Origin of the sequence: Paenibacillus sp. UMB4589-SE434 (assembly GCF_030226685.1) — a bacterium.
In the GTDB taxonomy this organism is placed as follows: Bacteria; Bacillota; Bacilli; order Paenibacillales; family Paenibacillaceae; genus Paenibacillus_B.
This window is the reverse complement of record NZ_JASOYK010000003.1, coordinates 327,168-347,550: the sequence shown is the minus strand read 5'-3', so window position 1 is coordinate 347,550 and position 20,383 is coordinate 327,168. Positions and strand designations below refer to the sequence as shown.

The window sequence follows — 20,383 nt, the reverse complement described above, 5'->3', positions numbered from 1 at the left end:
GGTTAACGGGTGAGAAACATGCGAAAAAAAAGAATCCTTCTCCTATCTGAAGGTTTCGGTACGGGCCATACTCAAGCAGCCACTGCTTTATCAGTCGGAATCAAACAACTAGCCCCTGACGTCCAGGCTCGCGTCATCGAACTCGGCAGGTTTCTGAATCCAACCGTTGGTCCGCTAATTTTTGCAGCGTATCGCAAGACGGTAAGCTCGCAGCCAAAGTTAGTCGGAATGCTGTATCGCAAGAAATATAAGAAGTCATTGAATCGACTTACACAGCTTGCCTTGCATCGAATTTTTTATACGCAAGCTTCCAATGTCGTCAACCAGCTTCGTCCTGATGCTATCGTATGCACACATCCATTTCCGAATATCGTCGTGTCCCGCTTAAAGCGTGCCGGACTTGATATTCCGCTCTACACGTTAATTACGGATTACGATGCACACGGCACTTGGCTGGACCCAGCGGTCGATACTTACCTTGTATCTGCTGAAGAAGTTCGAACTAAGCTGCTGAACCGCGGAGTCGCTCCCGAACGCATACTCGTGTCCGGCATTCCCGTCCATCCTAAGTTCTGGAATAATCTCTCGTCAAAAGATGCCCGCGCCCAGCTGGGTTTGCAGCACCTGCCCACAGTAATGATTATGGGTGGAGGCTGGGGGTTGTCCATGGATGACGAGTACTTAACGTATATGACCAAGTGGCGTGATCACATTCAACTGCTGTTCTGTATGGGCAGCAACCAGAAGATGATTCAGCGTATGAAGCAAGATCCAAATTTTCAACATCCAAACATACATATTTATGGGTATACCCATGAAATCTCTACGATTATGGATGCATCAGACTTGCTTGTGACAAAGCCGGGCGGCATGACCTGCACGGAAGGGATGATGAAGGGCATTCCGATGCTGTTCTATTCCCCGCTTCCAGGGCAAGAAGAAGAGAATTGTGATTATTTTATAGACAGAGGCTACGGCGAACGATTAACGGACAAAATGACAATGAAAAAGTGGCTGGATCAATTAACAGAAGAGCCTGATGTGATTAGTGAACTGAGGCAAACTCGCCAACTATCCAAGGATGAGCTTATACGTTGCCCACGCGAGGTACTCAGCTTACTACAACTCGAAGAAGCATGACAATAACGGCCTTATATACATCATAAAGGAGAGATATTTCCTATGTTATTTAGACCGATTGGTGCTGTCGGTTACGTGTTTATCGTGCTGGCTATGCTGACCAAGATATATAAGTGGACAGACAGCCTGCTTGTCGCAGGTCTCTTGGCATTTGCCGGTCTGATTTGCTTTGGCTTAGCCGAGAATGGCTTCGGTAAACGTCACTGGCTTGTCAAGTATACAGATTACGCTCCGCTAGTCGTGTTTGGCTTTGCCTTTGCCTTGCAGATGTCACAGCAATCCTCATCTGCTGCACTGGTGCCGGCCTTGTGTATTATTCCATTCAGCGCGCTCAGCGCATATGTGTCGAATCTCTTGGCCCGCAAGAAGAAGTATCGTACGCTGCGCCGTATCGAAGAGATGCTGCCTGACCCGCCTGGCCCGGACGATGCCAATCGGCGATATTAGCCATACAACAAAGGATACCCTGCGTACTACTGATGCGGGGTATCCTTTGTTTTGTATCGTCGAGGACTACAACTGTTACAGCACTTGAAAATAAAATAAAACGTCCTCCCGATAACAGGAGAACGCTTTAAGCAAGTACTATCTATTTTTCACCCTTATAACGGTCATATGCGGCTTGATACAATTCCAGATATCGCTTGATGTTCATCTGGTCAATCTGCTTCACATAGGCTTCCCATTTGTCAAAACCAGCGGCGCCAGAAGCAAACTTGTCGCGCATCTCATCGATGTAGGTTTGGATATCGGTTTGAATCGTTGTCAGCTCTTCTTGTTCCTCCGGCGTAAAGTTAAAGCTTGGCCATACATCTTCCATTTTGATCGCATACGGTTCGGCAGCTTCTGCATTTTCCATAGAGGAAGGCAGGCCTTCTGCTCCCTTAAAGAACTTCTGCTTCACAATACCAGGATAATAACCTCCAGGCCACGTTAAATACTGGCTGACCGCTTGATCCAGATTCAGGCCGTCCGGATTTTTCTGAATGACATCCAAATACTCATACTCTCCGCTGGCATTTACTTTGTACGTGATCCCCTCAAAGCCCATAAAGAACATTTTAGCTCCTTCATCCCCATAAAAATGGTCGATCCAACGCATCGCGGCTTCTGGATGCTTCGCCTTGTCCGTCAGCACAAACATCCCCAGATTACCGAGCGGCGAGCCCATGTTCGTCAGCATTCGATCTCCCTTAGGTCCTGTTAGAACAGGCATGCCTACATAGCCCTCCTGATTATAAATCGCTTTCGGATCTACCCCATCCAGAAATCCGTACAATCCTGCACTTGCTTTAGACGTAATGTCGGTATCTTTCATGGTAAACGTTTCTTTATCCAGCAAGCCATCCTTATACAGCTTCGCGACATACTGCATCATGTCTTTGTACGCATCGGTAGTTGGAACAAACCGCAGCTTGCCTGTAGACGGCTCCAAATCAACGTTTTTGTTGGCAATCCCATTCTGGTTCAATCCGAAGGCACCACGCAGGAAGTCCATCATAATCCAGACACCTTCAGAGCCCCACGGAATCTCATCCTGCTTCCCGTTTTTGTTCGGGTCCTTTTCTTTAAATGCTTTCAGGACAGTATACAATTCTTCTAATGTTGTAGGCGCTTTCAAACCAAGGTTGTCCAACCACTCCTGTTTCATCCATGGCGTACCATAGAACAGGGATTTGAATTCTGGATCAAATACTGTAGGCAAGCCGTATATGCTGCCATCCGGCATCGTCATCCCCTTCTTCACAATCGGATACTGCTCCATGATCTGCTTGAAGTTAGGGGCATATTGATCAATCAAGTCATTTAATTTTAAAAAGGTGCCTTGGCTTCCGTACTTGATCAGATCTGTCTTCGGCAGCGCAGAAGCAAAAAATAACTCCGGATAGTCACCGCCAGCCAGCTTAATGTTACGTTTCTCCTTCAAGCTGTCAAACTGAACGGTCTCCCATTCAACATGAATGTTGGACATCTTCTCGTACTCCTGCCACAGCATAAGCTTGCCCCAATCCGCTGAAGCATACAATTTTCCAGCGAACGTTGTCATGTTTATTTTCTCTTTAGCGATCGGCATCCCCTCTTTATTCATCAGCGCAAGCCGCTCGTTGACTTTGTCCGGATCAGCAGCTCCTTCTCCCCCGCTGCCTCCACACGCTGTAACAAGCATTGCAAAGCTGAGCAGCACACTAAGCGTAACCGTATACCTTTTTGTTGGACGCATCATTCATTCCCCCTTGGTTATCTGTAGCTCCTTACACATCACAGGCAGTGCTGACTAAGGCTCGATCACTTCCCAACGTGAATGACGTTACCCCTTTAACGCTCCAATCATGATTCCTTTGACAAAATAGCGCTGCAAGAACGGATACAAGATCAACATCGGCAAATTCGCCACCACTAGCACCGCATATTTTAATCCCTCTACACTCATCTTCATCCGTACGGCAGATTCGGACGTCAGCTTAATAAACTCACCGGAATCGCTCTGGATCAGTATTTCACGCAGGATGAGCTGCAGCGGGAATTTATCCTTGCTCGTCAAGTAAATTAAGGCGTTAAAGTATGAATTCCAATGACCAACCGCATAAAACAGTATCATCACCGCTATAATCGGCATCGATAACGGCAGTACGATTCGAAATAATGTCTGAAAATGATTGCAGCCATCGATCATCGCTGACTCCTGCAGTTCACCTGGTATCGACTGTTGAAAGAATGTACGCATAATAATGATGTTCCAGACAGATACAGCATTCGGAATGACCATGACCCATAACGAATCCAGCATGTTTAAATTTTTGATAAGCAAATAGGTTGGAATTAGTCCACCGCCAAAAAACATCGTAAACACAATCATGCCTGTAATCATGCCTCGCCCCGCAAAATCCTTACGTGATAGTGGATAAGCGGCGCACACGGTCATCACTAGGTTAATGGCCGTACCAATGAGCGTGTACAAGATCGTATTACCATAACCAAGCAGAATGTCTTTATTCTGAAATATTTTGGTGTAGGCCTCCAGATTAAATCCTTTCGGAATCAGCCATACATCCCCACGAAGCACATGTTCAGGATCACTAATCGAAGCGCTTAATACGAACAGGAGTGGATACAGTACAATGACGGTCAAGATCGTCAACAATACATAGTTGATGATGTTAATTATGCGGTCGCCAAGCGAGCGATCTATCATGTTCTGTTCCCCCTACCATAAGCTTGTCTCATTCACACGTCGTGCAATGTAATTCACGAGTATTAAGAGCGCAAAGTTAACAACAGCGTTAAACAATCCGACTGCTGCCGAGAAGCTGTATTGCGCATCCAAAATCCCGGTACGGTATACATAAGTGGAGATGATGTCCGAACTGCTCATGTTTAATGAATTTTGCATCAGGAATACTTTTTCAAAGCCAACCGACATCACACTTCCCAAGTTCAAAATAAGCAGAATAACGATCGTTGGCGCAATCGTAGGTAAATTAATATGCCAAATGCGCTGCAGCTTGCTGGCGCCGTCTATCGTCGCAGCCTCATGGAGCTGTTGATCCACACCCGACAGCGCCGCCAAGTAGATGATCGAGCTCCATCCCATTGTCTGCCAAACATCTGACAAAACATATAGCGTCTTAAACCATGCGGGCGAGGTCATAAAGGTGATTGGCTCACCGCCGAAAGCCACAATCATATGGTTGATGATGCCTGTGCTCGGGTTTAGAAAAATAAACAACATCCCTACAATAACGACCACAGAGAGAAAATGCGGTGCATAGGTAATCGTCTGTACAAGCTTTTTAAAGTCCTCTGCCTTTACCTCATTGAGCATGAGTGCCAGTATAATCGGAATGGGAAAGCTCAAGGCCAGTGTATAAAGACTGATCAGAATGGTGTTGCTTAGGAGTCGTTCGAAATAAAAACTGTTAAAGAATCGTTCAAAATGCTTAAAGCCGACCCATGGGCTATCCCAGATCCCTTTATTAGCTATAAAGTCTTTAAACGCAATTTGGATGCCATACATCGGCAAGTAATGAAACACGATGTAATACACAACGACAGGAAGAATAAGTAGGTAAAGCTGCCAATTCTTTGTGAATGCACGCCGGATCAGCTCCGATCTACTGTGCTTTCTGAGCAGCAGTTCGGGTGTCTCCAATGTAGAAATCGATGACTTCATTGCTTCTCCCTCCTCTGGTGGGGACGTGCGTGTCGAGTAATCATCCGTTTAGCCATTCCCCACTGCTGAGGCGGCCAGATTCGGGAGGGATGAAACAGTGACTACTCCTCCGCCTTTGCGGATCGATTCAGTGGCTGCACAGCCTACCGCCACGCTCATTCGCCCTGCAAGTGGAGTAGCTACAGGCTCCTTGCCGTCCAGAATCATATCCACAAAGTCTTTACAAATGATCGGATCAGCGCCGCCATGTGTTCCCTTTGCTTCCTTCACTTCATATACACGGTCAGCTAATTCACGTTCTGTATTTGAGCGACGTGTGTAAACGTACACTTTGTTTTCCAGTTCGTTATTTTCCAAGCGTCCCTCTGTCCCGATAAACGTATAGTTGCGCTGATAATCCGGCGTAAAATGACATTGCAGGTACGAAGCTTTGATCCCGCCTTCCAGCTCCATGATCACCATATTGTTGTCCTCTACATTCACCTCTTGACGGAAGGCACATTCGATCAAACGGCCCGGACTCACTTCTGTACAAGTGTCACGCTCCTCACACTTCGGACAAGTCAAATCGTTCGGCTTATCACCGCCATAGAAATCAAGGCCGCCAAATGCACTGACCTTTGTTGCATAACGCCCTGTAATCCAATGAATGATATCGATATCGTGAGAGCCCTTTTGCAGCAGCAGTCCTGTACTGTTCTTGGAATTGGCGTGCCAGTCATGGAAGTAGAAGTAGCCTCCCCAACCTACAAAGTGCCTTACCCATACCGCTTTAATTTCACCAATAGCTCCAGAGTCTACAATCTCTTTCATCGTACGGTACATGTTCATGTAACGCATATTAAAGCCCACCATGAGATGCTTGCCAGATTCCTGCCACGCATTCAAAATGTTATCGCAGCCAGCAACCGTAATCGCCAACGGCTTCTCGCAGAAAACATGCTTGCCAGCCTTCAGTGCTGCGATTGCATGCTCTTCATGGCAGAAGTCGGGTGACGTGACCGCGATGGCATCGATATCGTCGCGTGCGATCAATTCCCGATAATTCGTCGTTACGAATGCATCTGGGTTAATATCTTCCTTGAACTCCTGCAGCCGTTCAGGGTAAATATCAGCTGCCCCTACCACGATAGAGCGCCCCTCCGGCTGATGCCAATATTTCGCGATTGTACCTCTGCCTCTTGCACCAATCACACCAATTCTGACTTGTTTGCCTGCTGTCATTTCCTCATTCTCCTCTCGAACTCTCTGTCTCTTTGCCTAATAAACGAATTAAAGCAACAAAGCATAAGTCTAAATATAAAGCGCTTACAAATAATAGCAGCGAAATGGTGACCCGTAGAAATTGTAATCCCTATACACAACACCAGATTAGACAACGCTATTGCAAATGTCCTCAGATCATATTAATGCTCACAATGGAGCGTCCACTGGCGATATACAATAGTTTATTCTAGGGTGCGTAGTTGCTTAATCCTGACTCATTTGCTAATAAAGATGTTGTAGACGCTTGGTGCAAAATGATCTTGATGTGGGAGTGATGTGCAAATTCTAACTTGAGTTTGGGTATAATATTGGAGTTTGGGTTGTGATGTGCGCTCAATCAGTAATTGGTAAAAGTTTCTTCTGCTGCTTGTCGTCATTATATTATGCGAAAGTTTACGCCGTCAACACGTTTTTTGGATTAAAATAAAAACTTTCAAACTTTATAGTTTGGGGCAAATATAGTTACTTTTTGCACAATATTATGCTATCATCTTCGTCGCCATAAGCAGTACGCACTTCCCGTAGCTCCTCCAATCCCACCTCGTAATTCCACTTGCTCAGACAGGAATAACTTGTCTTACAGCGAATTAACAATTATGGGTGTACATCAAGCGGTAACCAGCATAATGAAATGCTCAGGAGGAGATTGATCATGACTAAAGTATTAGTATTGGGCGGAACTCGCTTCTTTGGCAAGAAGCTCGTCCAATTGCTGCTTGAGGATGGGACGGACGTTACGCTAGTAACCCGTGGACAAACCGTGGATACATTTGGCGATCAAGTGAAACGCCTTCAGTTAGATCGTACAGATCAAGCGGCGTTGGCCGCCGCTGTTGGCGAGAGCGAGTGGGATGTCGTGTACGATAACATTTGTTTCTTTCCCCAGGATGCTCTTAGTGCCTGCGAGATATTTGCCGGCAAAGTGAAGCGATACATCTTCACCTCCACCATGGCCGTATATGAATTCGGAGATCAGATGCACCCGGAAGACGATTTTAATCCTTACACGTATCCGATTCCGGTAAAGCTTCCTACTGAACCTTCCTATGCGGAGGGGAAACAGTTAGCCGAGGCGGTTCTGTTCCAACAAGCACCGTTTCCAGTCTGTGCCGTTCGCTTTCCAATTGTGCTTGGTACAGATGACTATACAGAGCGGCTGTTGTTCCACATTGAGCGTGTACAGCAAGGACTCCCAATCGGGATTCCGAATCTGGACGCAGTAATGGGCTTTATCACTTCCGACGAGGCGGCTCGCTTCTTATTCTGGCTGAAGAATCAGCATTTCGAAGGCCCTGTGAACGCTCGCTCCGATGGGGAGTTGTCCATCGGTCAAATTATGAAGCTGATTGAAGCCGAGGTGGGCACAAAAGCGCTCATTGAGAAGCCATCGGCAGCAGACGACACTCTGAAGCAGGCGGACGGCTCTGCGTCCCCGTTCGGAATAACGGCCAGTTGGCGGATGGACACAAGTAAAGCAGTACAGCACGGGTTTGAGTTTGACAAAGTTGCGGAGTGGTATCCGAGGTTGATCAAGGAATTGGCATTGGGATCGGAATCGAATGCAGCTGATTGAATTCTATAAATCTTAAAAAGAAGACGGTCCCTTTAATATAGGGACCGTCTTCTAGGTTTAATCTCAACGCTATATTAACCTGTAACAAGGTAACTAACTTATTCTAATTTCGTATAATTCGAAATCATTACCACCGAATTTGGTTACCCCGAATCTGAAATTTATATAAATGCTGTTAAATGCATCCCAGTTGTTTGGCGAATAATAATATTGGTTTACTTGGCTGGCAGACTGCTCGAAACATTTCACTAGTGATCATAGCAGTTTCAGACAATCATGTACGAAATAAAGAAAACATCTACTGCTACAAAAAGTTCAGCTTCGCATTCTATAAAAAAGGTTATTAGAATGCTCTACTCGCACTCTAATAACCTATATCATCAGCAATCTAAATCAATCCAAACTCTCGTCCTACCCGCTCCAGCACATCAGCCGCAAACTTCAAATCTTCCTCCGTATGCTGTGCCGTTACAATGAGGCGTACACGCCCTTTGTCCATCGCCACTGTCGGGTAGACGATACCTTGTGCACACAGGCCTTCTTCCAGCAGCCGCTTCGAGAACGCAAGCGCTCGCGCCGACTCGCCCACAATAATGGGAATGATCGGCGTCTCACTGTCGCCCGTATTAAATCCTAGCTGCTGCAGCTTCGTACGGAAGCTAGTTGCATTCGACCACAGAAGTTCCGTCAACTCAGGCTCTCCTTGCAGCACTTCAATAGCTGCAATACACGATGCCGCAACTGAAGGCGGCAGCGATGTACTGAACAGAAATGCACGCGCACTGTTCACCATCAAGTCCTTTGCAACTTGGGCAGTTGCTACATAACCGCCTACAGAACCAACGGCCTTGGACAACGTACCAATTTGGAAGTGTACACGTCCCTTTAAGCCAAAGTGGTCGGTAGAGCCTTTGCCATGCTTGCCAAGCACGCCGCTCGCGTGCGCATCATCCACATATACGAGCGCATCGTAGCGCTCGGCCAGCTCTACGATGGCTGGCAGCGGCGCAATGTCGCCGTCCATGCTGAACACACCGTCCGTCACAACGATCTTCTGACGGAACGATCCACATTCTTTCAGCACCGCTTCGAGCTGATTCATGTCCTTATGGGCAAAAATACGCCGATTCGCTTTGGTTAAACGAATGCCGTCAATGATGCTTGCGTGATTCAGCTCGTCGCTAATCACAACATCGTCTGCTCCCAGAATCGTGCCAAGCACACCTTGATTGGTCGTAAACCCAGATTGAAACACAAGCGCAGCTTCCGTCCCTTTAAATGCAGCAAGCTTCTGTTCAAGCTCATCATGTATGGCCAGTGTCCCGGTAATGGTCCGAACCGAACCCGCACCTACACCATATTTCTCCGTCGCTTCAATAGCAGCTTGTTTCAGCTTAGGATGATGAGTCAGTCCCAAATAGTTGTTAGAAGACATCTGCAGCACCCGTTTGCCGCCTGCTAATGTCATCCATGCATCTGATCCGTCTTCCCAGACGGTCAACGGACGATAACGTCCCGCTTCTTTAAGCTCCTGTAGTTGCTGCGCAATGATATCAAAACCTGCCATACTTATGACCTCCCTACTCATTTATCATACTCAACTCACGACCATCTGTTGGTTATACCTAACTATTGTGTTCTACCTTCATCTCAACACTTCAAGATTAATACCCATATTTTCATAAAATATAGATGTGTATACACCTGCGCACCTATAACTCATTCCACACGTGTACAGTATAACCTCTTGTACGATATGACAAATTAACAGCAAAGCCAGCTATAATAGCCTTAGCTCAAGTACATTGCCGTCATTTAATAGAACCTGGCCTCCAACTGCCACTCGTGCACTTTATGACACAAATAGCCTTCTGACTGCTGTACCGTCCAACTGTCATGTGCATGTTTACGTACAATTAAGATGATGTCCGGTCGTGCCAGAACACAATCTTACCGCAATTCCCAGAAGCCATTAGGGCAAACGCCTCTTCGTACTGATCCAATGTAAAGTGATGTGTCACCAGCGGAGACAAATCAATTCGGCCGCGCTCCAGCAGACCTTTTAGTTGATACCACGTATCATACATCCGGCGCCCCGTAATGCCGTGAATGTGAAGCCCCTTAAAAATAATGTCCTGCGCTAAATCAAACGGCACTTCTTTTGTAGGAATGCCTAATAAGGAAACACGAGCTGCTTGTGAAGCCGCTTTCAGAGAATCCCTGATCGCATCAGGATGTCCGGACATCTCCAGCACTACTTCCGCACCTTCACCGTCAGTCGCTTCCATAATGACATCAACCAGTGACTCTTCGCGGCTGTTGATTACAACATCAGCTCCCATTGTTTTGGCCATCGCAAGTCGATAAGGATTAATATCGACCGCAAATATCGTGCCGCTGCCGCAAGCCTTTGCTACTGCAATTGCCATCAGTCCGATTGGACCAACGCCAACCACCGCGACGCTTTTCCCTACAACATCACCGCTAAGTACCGTTTGTACAGCGTTGCCGAGCGGATCTTGAAGACATGCAATCTCTAATGGTAGGTTAGGATCGTTATGGATCACATTGCTCGCACGCACGATTGCATATTCCGCAAAGCATCCTGGAATCGTTATGCCGAAGCTTTTCGTATTTTTGCATACATGGGCATTGCCTGTACGACAAGGCTTACATTGACCACATACGACATGTCCTTCACCAGATACATAGTCGCCTATCTTCACATTAGTTACTTCATCCCCGATTGCTTCCACAATACCTGCAAATTCGTGTCCAAATACGTTAGGAGTTACCACAGTCTTTGAAGCCCACTCGTCCCATTTATATATATGAACGTCCGTCCCGCAGATAGACGAGGTCTTTACACGCACGAGCACATCGTGAGGTCCGCAAGTCGGAATGGGTACTTCTTTTAACACGGCACCGGGCTTGCGCTCATCTTTCACTAATCCGATCATCGTTCCACTTAACATTTGATTGCCCCTCTCCGCTTTTTTTCATAAAATAGAGTACATAACGATTTACCGATCCATCCTAAATACATCAAATTTCATCTTGTATATTATATTACACATTTGTACGTTATATTGCACATGTATTTTTGTAGGATGTTGGATGGCTTTTCGTGTACGCGCGGAAGAGACAGAGAGGGGACAACCATGCAAGAACAAATTCACCAGAAGATCGGTAAGAACTTGCAAGAAATTCGCAAATCTCGTGGGCTAAGCCTCGATGCCGTAGCGGAGCTAAGCGGTGTAAGCAAAGGCATGCTCGGTCAGATTGAGCGCGGGGAATCGAATCCAACCATTTCAGTTCTATGGAAAATTGTAAACGGTCTTCGTATCTCCTTTGCCACCTTAATGGAAGATTCTGCGCCGCAGGTTACGATCGTGAAGATGGAAGACACCACCCCGCTGATTGAAGAAGACGGCGCTTATCGCGCTTATCCCATCTTTCCTTTCGAGCAGGACCGCGGATTTGAAGTATACAGCGTCGTCATTGAGCCGGGCAATTCGCATACGTCTGAAGCACACTATGAAGGCGTTGAGGAATTTATCATGGTGATGGAAGGCGAACTGCGAGTAGAGGTTGGCGGCGAGACATATACGCTGCAGCCAAGCTTGGCCATTCGTTTCTCCGCGGATCAGCCTCATACGTATTATAACGATACGGATAAGACGATTCGTTACACCGCGCTTATTCATTACCCTTCTTCTAATAAGCGGTAAAGTATCTATGTAGATAAAGGAAGGAGCGACCCAGTTAGACTAGGTCGCTCCTTCTGTTATAGTTGAAGCACGCTTGATCAGTGTAAATGGCAGCAGCATTCGAAATGGAAACGGATAGGGATTATCCAAGCCATCCAGCAGTACTTTAGCCGCTGCATACCCCATCTCGTATTTCGGGATATGAACGGAAGACAGGGGCGGCGAGCTGAATCTGGCAAATTCAATATCGTCAATGCCGATAAAGGCGATATCCTTTGGAATGGACAACCCCTCTTCGGTAACGGCACGCATCGCAGCAATTCCCATCATATCACTCGCGCAGAACATGGCTGTAGGCTGGTCCTTTGTTCGTACAAGCCGTTTCATCTCTGCGTAGCTTCGATCCGCATCCCATTCTGCATCGATCGTCCAGGCTGGATTCACCTCGAGTCCCTCTTCCTCCAGTGCAAGCCGATACCCACGGTATCTCTTCTCTCGCTCCAACTGTCCGAGCAAACCAGCTCCGCCAATAAAGCCAATACTACGATGCCCAAGCTCGATTAAATGCCGAACCGCTATACGTGCGGCGTTCATCCGATCATATGAAATAACGGGTATACCCGGGTCTGCAACATCAATACCAACGATGTTAGGCACCCGTTCCTTTAACCACTTGTATTGTGATGCTTCCATTCCCTCCACACAAATAATTCCGCTGAGATTACGAGACTTCAGCAGCGAATCAAACAAAGACTCGCTTTTTAATTCGGCTTGTGTATGAAGGAAAGACAAAGACATGCCCGCTTCCAGCAGCTTGGCTTCTATTCCTTGAATAATAGGCGAAAAGTACGGATGATTATATTTGTTGTCAGGAAGCGAAAGAATGCATCCCACCGCATGAGCGGATGTTATCGGCTGAGACTGCTGCGGGCGCGAGCTCTTCTTATGCTTAGCTGCATGTGGCGCACGGTATTGAAGCGCTTTGGCCGCTTTCCATATTTTCTGCTTCGTCTCCTCGCTGATGCGTCTGCTGTCATCCTGATTTATGACACGTGAAACCGTTGATATTGAGACTCCTACCTGCTCTGCGATATCTTTAAGTGTGGCCATGCTCTCCTCCCCAAGAAGTGCGACGTATAGGCTGCGAACAGTATATGGTAAATTATATCGGCCCTGCCCCGTAAAGGAAAGAGGGCTTTTACGTTTTAGTGTTGGAGATTATAAAAAGAACCGCTCTGCATCATGACCAAGATTACAGAGCGGTTCCCATTATATAACTTTAAGCTATAAATAATATGATGAATAAGTGCCATTTTACTTCACTACGCTGCCACCATACAAGAAACGATGTTCCCACGAGTTACCGACTACACTATCTGTACGTACCCCGCCAGAAGCTTTTGAGTATGTATGCAATACTTTGCCGTTCCCCATGTAAATACCCACGTGCGTAATACGCTCTGTGTTCTTGTTTACATTTTTATAAGCTGACTGCTTCGAGCCGCGGTATGTGCCAAAGAACATTAGGTCACCGCGTTTCAGGGAGCTTATGCTCTTCTTAACTGTTGAATTTGATTTTACATAGGCGCCCTGTTTGCGTGAATCTGCTGGCAGTGTGATCCCGATAGCTTGTTTGAACGCATGCCTCACAAAATCAGAACAATCGAATGTCCGTGTACTGTTCCGATCAGACCCATATTCGTAAGGTGTGCCTAAATATTTTAACCCCGTACTAATGACTTTTTCTACTTTGGAGCTTGCTGACAATGCAGAGGACCCTGATTCCTTATCATCCGGAACTACTGCCTGTCCGCCGACTTTTATGTATTTGCTGCTAGAACTTAAGTATCCAACCTTGCCTTTCTCGTCGCGGACTTGATACCAACTGCTGTTCGGCCGACTCAAGATCGTAACCTTCTCGCCTTGCTTCACCAAACGGATGATCTTACCGGATGTGGATGCCTTCTCTCGCATATTAACGGACGCTAGGATTACTCCAGTCGAAGAGGTAGCAGTCGCAGCTGTTCGTGATGCGGTAGCATTTTGTGCATTGTATTCATTAATGACGGCTTCAAGTTCTTCCATGTCAGGATCACTTTCATCCATTAGAAAATTATCTGTATCCGATAACGCTGGCGATGCAATCATAAAGTCCGGTTCGGAGGGAGCGGCCTCCACCCCTACAGCCGGCAACAGCATTTGCGACGCCATCGTCATCATCATCATACCTAAGAGTAGTTTTTTCATTTTCTTCATGAGTAGCCTCCTTGTTGTCCTTGATCCCACTTTCAGAATCACTTCGTATTCGTATGTCGCGGGCAGGTTCATGTGTGAGTCGATGTTCACATGTTCAAATTGTAAACTTCTAGGTTAGTACTATACAGTTTTCATAAATTGTATCTTGATTCCATACAATATCTTCACTATAACAGTTCATTTTGTCGAATTATATCGGACTATCCGCTTAAAAATGACTAAAATGTAACCTTTAATTAGTTCTTAAGAACTATAAAATAACATTTTTATTATACTAAACAAGAATTTACTGGGTATAATTATCTATATTTTTGAACATATGATCATTTAGATATTGAGTAATATCCAACATAAATTTCTCTAACCTATAAGATTTCCTGCTGCCGCTTGAATAGAACCTTTACTATTACACCTACTTCTATTTCTAACAAAAATAAAAAAACCAGAATCAACAGCGTAATTTCTGCCGCGATTCTGGTTTAATTTAGTTATGCCAAGTATTCATCATATATGCTGAAGCTTCTCCGGCTGCGGTTCATCCATTGGCTCCACATGGACCTGCACACTCGTAATATTGTGTTTCTTCAGCATCCGTCTTTCCACATCGTCACAGATCTCATGGCTCTCAATGAGTGTTAATCCCGGATCAACCTGTACGACAACATCGACAAGCACATGATTGCCATGCAGCCGGGCCTTAACGTCTCGGATTACACGTACACCTTGTGTCTTCTCAATCGTCGTACGCAGGGTTTGGAGCTGATTCTCATCGAATCCATCCGTCAACGCATGTGTTGCATTTCTGAATATTTCCCAAGCTGTCTTTAAAATAAGAAAACTGACCGTAAGTGCGGCCAACGGATCAAGCCATGGCAAACCAAACTGAGAGCCAAAGATTCCGACTGCGGCACCGATACTGACCATCGCGTCAGAGCGGTTATCTTGCGCAGCAGCCATTAAGGCTTGGTTGTTAATTCTCTTTGCTAGTCTGTAATTGTACATATATACAAAGAACATGACCACCGCGCAGCCCAAGGCCACCCATGCCGTAATCAAGCCTGGCGTCTCAGAACGTCCTTCTATCAGTGACATCAAGGTAGAATACAGCACCTGCAATCCTACCGTGGCCATAATAAAAGAAGCGATCAGCGCAGATACCGTCTCTGCTCTAAAATGACCATATGGATGATCGTGATCAGGCGGCTTCTGCGAAATCCGCAGTCCAATAAGCACCGCAACTGACGCAACGATGTCGGTTAAGTTGTTCCAGCCGTCCGCTTGAAGCGCAGCCGAATGAAAGGAGAACCCGAAGCCAAGCTTCGTTAATGATAGCGCGATGTAAGCTACAATACTGAGCCACGCCCCTCTTTCTCCTTGCTTCATTTCTGCGTACACGTCCACCACGTTGTGCCCCTCCCTGCTATTCCATTCCGGCAACAGAAGTTTCCGATACATTCATGTTAACAAATCAAATATGAGTGGGTCTAGAGAAACAGTGTTGAACCCTTTTAAAGGTGTTGCAGCCCTTTTGTTTTGTTGGATCGGCTAATAAAAGTTGAAACAGCGCAACTTGAACGCACACACATCGTTCCATCTCCATATATAGGATGTACAAGTTAAAGGATAAATATGTATGTATAATTTGACCATACACTGAAATATAACGCATTAAATCCCCGTCTTGCTACCCTTTTGCAGCAAGACGGCTATTATGGCACACTTTTAAAGTGGAATAACAATAGGTTCGCCAAAGGAGGGGATAATCACAGGAGGAATAACATGCAAGACGCTGCTGGATTCTCAATAATTGATCGGTATGGAGATACAACCAACATAGCATTGTAGTTTTATTACTGCATGCGCACACTATCACTTCATGACTTCTTCACTTCACCACACGTGCCAAATCCTATTTACCAAATTCAAATTCAAAACTAAATAAGAGCAGCGTTCGTACAAGAGAACATCGGAATAACGCACTTTGATCGCATTGCTGAAGCTGCCCGCGCATATAGGTATAATTTTAAAGTATCATTTTGCAAAAATAAGAGCAGCTTGCTTGCTGCTATTGTCCCATTCCACCTTGGCTTTGACTTCATGAGCCAATGCCCTTGCCGGAACGTAGACTTGTCCATCGACGAGTAGACCGTTCAGCATGACCGGTGTCTTATTGTCACTGCATACAACTTTGACCTTAACCGCCTCTGCGCCTGCATCTTTCAGCTTCGGCTGGCCGCTGTTATTCGTTTGCTCCGATTGACGCTGGATTAATTGTACAAATGTCTGCCAATGCGGAAGCAGGCGGGATGGACAGGCTTTACCGCTCCAATGCTTATGCGGGACAACATTTTGCAGCGGAATGTCGTGTTTTACCATCAAGCTGGCGATAAGCTCCGCTGCACTGCGCCAGGCCAGCATCTCATTCATCCCGTCGTACATGCAAATTTCGATGCCGATAGACAATGCATTGCCCGGTCCAGCGCCATCTCCGGCATGCCAGCCTTGTTCAAGATCTTGCAAATGCTGATAGATCGCCTGATCGTCAACCGTATAGTGCCAGCTCTTGCTTATACCGCCGCTGCCATTAAGCTGAAAACGAGCGTGTGCTTCCGCTGTCGCACCTCTCGCTGTATTGTCGGTATTATGGACCGTAATGTAACGGGGCTGCATGCCTCGGTTTGGTTTATTTGGGGCTCCTGCGGGAAGGAGCATCGATTTAATGTTCATAGGTATCCTCTTTCTTTTTTGAAAATTGATAGGCACCGGTTGCAGACAATCCAATGACAGAGATCAGCACCAGCTTCTCCTGAATGAATGCAGGAACCAGCACAAATACGGCTGCTAACAGCAGAGCCGTCACATGTGTCCATTTACTAGGAAGGCCGAAGCCGCGTGCAACACCGACGTAGGCGGCAACAAGCGCCGCTAGTGTCAGAATGTCGTTAGAGATCACTTCCATTAGTTATGGCCTCCCATCCATGGCAAGTTTGATTAGTCCCATAATGACTGCTCCGACAACGGTCGTAGCAAGCCAAAAGATCGTCTTGTCAATGCGATCAAGACGGTGATGTGCCGAGCGCGTGGATTCGAGCGCTTTATGGGCCGCTTCCTTGGCATCGTCCGCCACTTCGCGAACGTCCGTCATCGAGTCGAGCTTCGTCTCGACGCGTACGACACGCTCGCGAATCTCGGAGAGCATGCGAGTCTGTGTATCCATCCGTGATTCCCCCCCTTTCAAAAGTAAAGCCCTCGACATGGGCCGAGGGCTTTCTGGCGTAATCCTTATCAAATACGGATAATATGCTATTATTCTTCCAAAGATTGATTACTATGTTCTTTCTCCAATTGATCAAAGACTAGCAATGCTACATTTACCTGCTTTCGCTCCTCTAATAATCGGTACAAAGAAGCATCAATTGCATTTAATTGAAATTGTAAATTTTCCTTTTCCTTTGTATAAGTCATAAAACCACCTCATTAGCTCTATAATTGTGCTACTTTTTCTCATGAATTATCAAATTTACAGCATCCTGTAACTCTTCTGGCACACTTTCGATGTCACGACGTCCTGCTAATATTAGTTCTGCATATATATAAACCATATTTTCTATCATTTGATGCTCACTCCTTTGTCGATAGCTGACTTAATTCCTTTTTCAAAGCAAGCATTTCTTCGTACACACCTGCTAAGGCAGACATGGTATTCAGGTTTTTCTGTTCCAACTTAAAGATATGATCTTCAGGTTTCTTTGCAAATTGTGTAAAAATAAGGTCATCAATAATAGCGGCTTTATGAAGTTCAATGCTTTTAATAACATTCTCAGTTGTAATTTTTTGATACCCTTGAACAAAAGGAAGATAAGGTTGAACGAATGTACGATTATCAACATCCAAGATGTAATATCTTGCATCTTTCTGCCCATCAAAAGGATTATCAATTAAGTGGCCTGCATAACGTTCCTCAAATTTATGAACACTATAATTGCTAGAAAGTTCACTTACAAATTTATCTAGTTCAGTTTCACTGCACGTAAGTTCTATACTTTTATAGATCATATTTTCATCCCCTTACATCGTTAATTCATACAAGGTTTGTGTAATATTTCCAGTTCCTTGCTGGATTCCTCCAACAACATATCCTTTTCCATTAAGACTAGCCCCTTTTGCATAATACACATTGGACGGGCAAGTAGGTCCTAGTATCCAAGCATTTGTAGCAGGGTCATAACAAAAAGTTTTACTGCTAGTTGAATTTTGAATTACATACATTTTTGAATTTAACACCCAATGTGGGGATTGGGAGACTTGCTCTGGCAAATCCGCAGCTTGTGTCCAAGCGTTAGTATCAGGGTTATATACATGACATTGATTAGTCAGCTGACCAAGCGATATTTCGCCACCTATAACATAAAACTTATTATTGATAAACCCTCCAGCTGCCCAAGCTCTTTGCATAGGCATACTTGTAAGACTCGTAGCATAGTCCACACTGTCCTGCCATTTGTAAAAACTGTTATAGTAGCTCCCCCCATTCCATCCACCTGCCATATAAATAGTATTTCCATCACCTGCATAAGCGGCACATGGTCCTTGCGCATCAGTAATATGGTTCTTAGAAAACCATTTATTGCTGTTTGTATCATACATAACGTGCGTATAATAATGATCTGTACCCGAGCCAACATGAATGTATTGGCCTCTTGCCGCAACCCAACCATCTGTTTTTTTGTACAAACAATCAGCTAAATATGTCCAAGTATTTGTATTAGGGTCCCATCTCTCATTCGTATAGGTTCCACTGCCACTGTAATCATTGTTGTATCTACCGCCTATATAATATAAATAACCATTTACACCAACTGCTTGACCTTGTTTTCTGGCATATTGAAAATTAGACTTTTGAGTCCAGTAAGCGGCTGACCATATACCTACCCATATGCCACCTATTTTCGTAAAAATACGCTTAGCCTGCTGCCAAGCTCCACCCACTTTTGCATAAACCAATTTGCCAGCTTTCCATGTGCCAGATTCCTTAACATTGATAGGCATTAGATCCCCCTCCTTAATATTGAATCCAAATTTCGCCCTCATTCCCCTCATGATTAGCAGGAGCACGGTTGGAAATATGGGTTGCACGAAGGGGGGAGCCGAACAAAAGTGCAGTATTTTGCCTTGTAAGAATTAAAGGTCTGTGAATCATATTTTCATTATTATCGTAAGACCAAATGGAAAAATCCGAACCGTTGTTGAGACCACTTTCATTTCCCGCTAGACCAATACCCCATCGTAAGCGGGTATTATTTCTTAGCTGATAATGAAGTAATCCTCCATCATTTGATCCAGCATTTGAATAAACAGACCCCTGATTATCAACAAAAAATTTCCAACTATCTCCTGAATTCATTCTTATAGCTGAACTTATATTAAGGTAACCATCTTTAGAAATACTCAGCCTATTTTGGTTCCCTACCAAAAATGTCACATCATGATTAGAAGCCGTGCCAATGAGTAAACCAGGAGCACCTCCAGTAAATCCTTGATCATGCACCTCAAAGCGGCCATCTACTACGTCTGTTCTTACTTTGATCTGAGCATTACCCGTAGAATAGATATCAAGTACTTTAGACCAGCCCTCAAGATTGTTTGGGTTTAATTGATTCCCTAGCATCGCATGCCCTTGATTATCTATGGCAAACATTCTTGTACCAGCACCATAGTTCCCATTGTAGATTCGCAAGGTTGGGCGACCACCTACATCATCCGACACCATGTGAAAATTAGCTAACGCTGGTGAACCAATTCCTAGCTGAATGCCGCTTCTATTCACGTTCATACGTCCATTTAACTGCAAGTCCACAGCTGTAAGAGCATCAGCACTATCACGTCCATTTATTTTCCAAGTCTTATTATTCGCATCATAGAAAGATTGCAATTTACCAATCCCATACTCTGCTCCATAAGAGTTCACTTCAAAATATCCTTGTGTGACACTAATCCCTTTAGCCTTTAGCTCATTATCCACAATAACCTTCCCAGTTAATGTGTCCCCGTTCTTATTAACTGCCTTTTCCTGCAGCTCCTGCAACGCTTCATACGTCGAATTCATCTGCCAGTTGAGCCAAGCCGCAGGGGGCTTATCCTGAACCTTCCAACCTTCGTCCAACTTACTTTGTGGGGGCTTAACCCCCTTGGCTTTCCATTCGGGAAGTTCCTTTTCATATGCCATAAATGATCACCTCTAATTTCATTTCGTGTGCGAATCTAACA

At 45.3% G+C, this 20,383-nt stretch carries 21 protein-coding genes; 4 read left to right on the top strand and 17 right to left on the bottom strand.

The window, feature by feature from the left end:
* Positions 1–18 precede the first annotated feature (18 nt).
* Both QP775_RS14085 and QP775_RS14080 read left to right on the top strand, forming a co-directional pair.
* A complete protein-coding gene (locus QP775_RS14085) occupies positions 19–1,140 on the top strand; it encodes an MGDG synthase family glycosyltransferase (RefSeq protein WP_285106878.1) in 1,122 nt (373 codons plus the stop codon).
* Positions 1,141–1,182: 42 nt separating this feature from the next.
* Entirely contained in the window at positions 1,183–1,587 is a 405-nt protein-coding gene (locus tag QP775_RS14080; RefSeq protein WP_239330218.1) for a permease, read from the top strand.
* 142 nt (positions 1,588–1,729) lie between these two features.
* Here QP775_RS14080 and QP775_RS14075 read toward each other — a convergent pair whose 3' ends face one another.
* The 4 genes from QP775_RS14075 to QP775_RS14060 all read right to left on the bottom strand — a co-directional run bounded on the left by QP775_RS14075 (position 1,730) and on the right by QP775_RS14060 (position 6,535).
* On the bottom strand, positions 1,730–3,361 hold the full coding sequence (locus QP775_RS14075; protein WP_285106876.1) for an extracellular solute-binding protein: 1,632 nt from the start codon (positions 3,359–3,361) through the stop codon (positions 1,730–1,732).
* 87 nt (positions 3,362–3,448) lie between these two features.
* Positions 3,449–4,333 carry a carbohydrate ABC transporter permease gene (locus QP775_RS14070; protein ID WP_285106874.1) on the bottom strand — a complete coding sequence of 295 codons (885 nt, stop codon included), beginning with the start codon at positions 4,331–4,333 and terminating at the stop codon, positions 3,449–3,451.
* A gap of 12 nt (positions 4,334–4,345) precedes the next feature.
* Positions 4,346–5,311, bottom strand: coding sequence for an ABC transporter permease (locus QP775_RS14065; RefSeq protein ID WP_285106872.1), 966 nt, complete (start codon positions 5,309–5,311; stop codon positions 4,346–4,348).
* A 48-nt stretch (positions 5,312–5,359) separates the two neighbouring features.
* Entirely contained in the window at positions 5,360–6,535 is a 1,176-nt protein-coding gene (locus tag QP775_RS14060) for a Gfo/Idh/MocA family protein (protein WP_285106871.1), read from the bottom strand.
* A gap of 694 nt (positions 6,536–7,229) precedes the next feature.
* On the opposite strand from QP775_RS14060, the gene QP775_RS14055 reads away from it, so the two are divergent.
* On the top strand, positions 7,230–8,150 hold the full coding sequence (locus QP775_RS14055; RefSeq protein ID WP_285106869.1) for an NAD-dependent epimerase/dehydratase family protein: 921 nt from the start codon (positions 7,230–7,232) through the stop codon (positions 8,148–8,150).
* Positions 8,151–8,538: 388 nt separating this feature from the next.
* On the opposite strand, the gene QP775_RS14050 is transcribed toward QP775_RS14055, so the two are convergent.
* Together QP775_RS14050 and tdh are read right to left on the bottom strand one after the other, a co-directional pair.
* A complete protein-coding gene (locus QP775_RS14050; RefSeq protein WP_239330236.1) occupies positions 8,539–9,717 on the bottom strand; it encodes a glycine C-acetyltransferase in 1,179 nt (392 codons plus the stop codon).
* 349 nt (positions 9,718–10,066) lie between these two features.
* Positions 10,067–11,125 (bottom strand): L-threonine 3-dehydrogenase, encoded by a 1,059-nt coding sequence (gene tdh, locus QP775_RS14045; RefSeq protein WP_239330239.1) that lies wholly within the window; start codon positions 11,123–11,125, stop codon positions 10,067–10,069.
* A gap of 186 nt (positions 11,126–11,311) precedes the next feature.
* Here tdh and QP775_RS14040 point away from each other — a divergent pair, with 186 nt between their 5' ends.
* On the top strand, positions 11,312–11,881 hold the full coding sequence (locus tag QP775_RS14040; protein ID WP_285106865.1) for a helix-turn-helix domain-containing protein: 570 nt from the start codon (positions 11,312–11,314) through the stop codon (positions 11,879–11,881).
* A 39-nt stretch (positions 11,882–11,920) separates the two neighbouring features.
* Here QP775_RS14040 and QP775_RS14035 read toward each other — a convergent pair whose 3' ends face one another.
* The 11 genes from QP775_RS14035 to QP775_RS13985 all read right to left on the bottom strand — a co-directional run bounded on the left by QP775_RS14035 (position 11,921) and on the right by QP775_RS13985 (position 20,342).
* The gene (locus QP775_RS14035) at positions 11,921–12,970 is read right to left on the bottom strand and encodes a LacI family DNA-binding transcriptional regulator (protein WP_239330243.1); all 1,050 of its coding nucleotides are present in this window, start codon (positions 12,968–12,970) and stop codon (positions 11,921–11,923) included.
* Positions 12,971–13,174: 204 nt separating this feature from the next.
* Entirely contained in the window at positions 13,175–14,116 is a 942-nt protein-coding gene (locus tag QP775_RS14030) for a C40 family peptidase (RefSeq protein WP_285106862.1), read from the bottom strand.
* 504 nt (positions 14,117–14,620) lie between these two features.
* Entirely contained in the window at positions 14,621–15,520 is a 900-nt protein-coding gene (locus tag QP775_RS14025; protein WP_343224464.1) for a cation diffusion facilitator family transporter, read from the bottom strand.
* A gap of 627 nt (positions 15,521–16,147) precedes the next feature.
* Positions 16,148–16,843 (bottom strand): N-acetylmuramoyl-L-alanine amidase, encoded by a 696-nt coding sequence (locus QP775_RS14020; protein ID WP_350338972.1) that lies wholly within the window; start codon positions 16,841–16,843, stop codon positions 16,148–16,150.
* Positions 16,833–17,075, bottom strand: coding sequence for a hypothetical protein (locus QP775_RS14015; RefSeq protein WP_285106860.1), 243 nt, complete (start codon positions 17,073–17,075; stop codon positions 16,833–16,835). The genes QP775_RS14020 and QP775_RS14015 overlap by 11 nt, the downstream gene beginning before the upstream one ends.
* Before the next feature lie 3 nt (positions 17,076–17,078).
* On the bottom strand, positions 17,079–17,333 hold the full coding sequence (locus tag QP775_RS14010) for a hemolysin XhlA family protein (RefSeq protein WP_239330249.1): 255 nt from the start codon (positions 17,331–17,333) through the stop codon (positions 17,079–17,081).
* An 89-nt stretch (positions 17,334–17,422) separates the two neighbouring features.
* Complete coding sequence (locus QP775_RS14005) at positions 17,423–17,581, bottom strand: hypothetical protein (RefSeq protein ID WP_239330251.1); 159 nt, start codon at positions 17,579–17,581, stop codon at positions 17,423–17,425.
* Between the two features lie 29 nt (positions 17,582–17,610).
* A complete protein-coding gene (locus QP775_RS14000) occupies positions 17,611–17,730 on the bottom strand; it encodes a CD1375 family protein (RefSeq protein WP_275444687.1) in 120 nt (39 codons plus the stop codon).
* A 7-nt stretch (positions 17,731–17,737) separates the two neighbouring features.
* On the bottom strand, positions 17,738–18,172 hold the full coding sequence (locus QP775_RS13995; protein WP_285106856.1) for a hypothetical protein: 435 nt from the start codon (positions 18,170–18,172) through the stop codon (positions 17,738–17,740).
* Positions 18,173–18,184: 12 nt separating this feature from the next.
* Positions 18,185–19,165, bottom strand: coding sequence for a Kelch repeat-containing protein (locus QP775_RS13990; protein ID WP_285106854.1), 981 nt, complete (start codon positions 19,163–19,165; stop codon positions 18,185–18,187).
* Positions 19,166–19,178: 13 nt separating this feature from the next.
* Entirely contained in the window at positions 19,179–20,342 is a 1,164-nt protein-coding gene (locus QP775_RS13985) for a hypothetical protein (protein WP_239330258.1), read from the bottom strand.
* Positions 20,343–20,383 lie beyond the last annotated feature (41 nt).

What these genes read in the sequence shown, in the direction of transcription:
- QP775_RS14085 (WP_285106878.1), top strand. Translation starts at nt 19, where the DNA reads ATGCGAAAAAAAAGAATCCTTCTCCTATCTGAAGGTTTCGGTACGGGC.
- QP775_RS14080 (WP_239330218.1), top strand. Translation starts at nt 1,183, where the DNA reads ATGTTATTTAGACCGATTGGTGCTGTCGGTTACGTGTTTATCGTGCTG.
- QP775_RS14075 (WP_285106876.1), bottom strand. Translation starts at nt 3,361, where the DNA reads ATGCGTCCAACAAAAAGGTATACGGTTACGCTTAGTGTGCTGCTCAGC.
- QP775_RS14070 (WP_285106874.1), bottom strand. Translation starts at nt 4,333, where the DNA reads ATGATAGATCGCTCGCTTGGCGACCGCATAATTAACATCATCAACTAT.
- QP775_RS14065 (WP_285106872.1), bottom strand. Translation starts at nt 5,311, where the DNA reads ATGAAGTCATCGATTTCTACATTGGAGACACCCGAACTGCTGCTCAGA.
- QP775_RS14060 (WP_285106871.1), bottom strand. Translation starts at nt 6,535, where the DNA reads ATGACAGCAGGCAAACAAGTCAGAATTGGTGTGATTGGTGCAAGAGGC.
- QP775_RS14055 (WP_285106869.1), top strand. Translation starts at nt 7,230, where the DNA reads ATGACTAAAGTATTAGTATTGGGCGGAACTCGCTTCTTTGGCAAGAAG.
- QP775_RS14050 (WP_239330236.1), bottom strand. Translation starts at nt 9,717, where the DNA reads ATGGCAGGTTTTGATATCATTGCGCAGCAACTACAGGAGCTTAAAGAA.
- tdh (WP_239330239.1), bottom strand. Translation starts at nt 11,125, where the DNA reads ATGTTAAGTGGAACGATGATCGGATTAGTGAAAGATGAGCGCAAGCCC.
- QP775_RS14040 (WP_285106865.1), top strand. Translation starts at nt 11,312, where the DNA reads ATGCAAGAACAAATTCACCAGAAGATCGGTAAGAACTTGCAAGAAATT.
- QP775_RS14035 (WP_239330243.1), bottom strand. Translation starts at nt 12,970, where the DNA reads ATGGCCACACTTAAAGATATCGCAGAGCAGGTAGGAGTCTCAATATCA.
- QP775_RS14030 (WP_285106862.1), bottom strand. Translation starts at nt 14,116, where the DNA reads ATGAAGAAAATGAAAAAACTACTCTTAGGTATGATGATGATGACGATG.
- QP775_RS14020 (WP_350338972.1), bottom strand. Translation starts at nt 16,843, where the DNA reads ATGAACATTAAATCGATGCTCCTTCCCGCAGGAGCCCCAAATAAACCA.
- QP775_RS14015 (WP_285106860.1), bottom strand. Translation starts at nt 17,075, where the DNA reads ATGGAAGTGATCTCTAACGACATTCTGACACTAGCGGCGCTTGTTGCC.
- QP775_RS14010 (WP_239330249.1), bottom strand. Translation starts at nt 17,333, where the DNA reads ATGGATACACAGACTCGCATGCTCTCCGAGATTCGCGAGCGTGTCGTA.
- QP775_RS14005 (WP_239330251.1), bottom strand. Translation starts at nt 17,581, where the DNA reads ATGACTTATACAAAGGAAAAGGAAAATTTACAATTTCAATTAAATGCA.
- QP775_RS14000 (WP_275444687.1), bottom strand. Translation starts at nt 17,730, where the DNA reads ATGATAGAAAATATGGTTTATATATATGCAGAACTAATATTAGCAGGA.
- QP775_RS13995 (WP_285106856.1), bottom strand. Translation starts at nt 18,172, where the DNA reads ATGATCTATAAAAGTATAGAACTTACGTGCAGTGAAACTGAACTAGAT.
- QP775_RS13990 (WP_285106854.1), bottom strand. Translation starts at nt 19,165, where the DNA reads ATGCCTATCAATGTTAAGGAATCTGGCACATGGAAAGCTGGCAAATTG.
- QP775_RS13985 (WP_239330258.1), bottom strand. Translation starts at nt 20,342, where the DNA reads ATGGCATATGAAAAGGAACTTCCCGAATGGAAAGCCAAGGGGGTTAAG.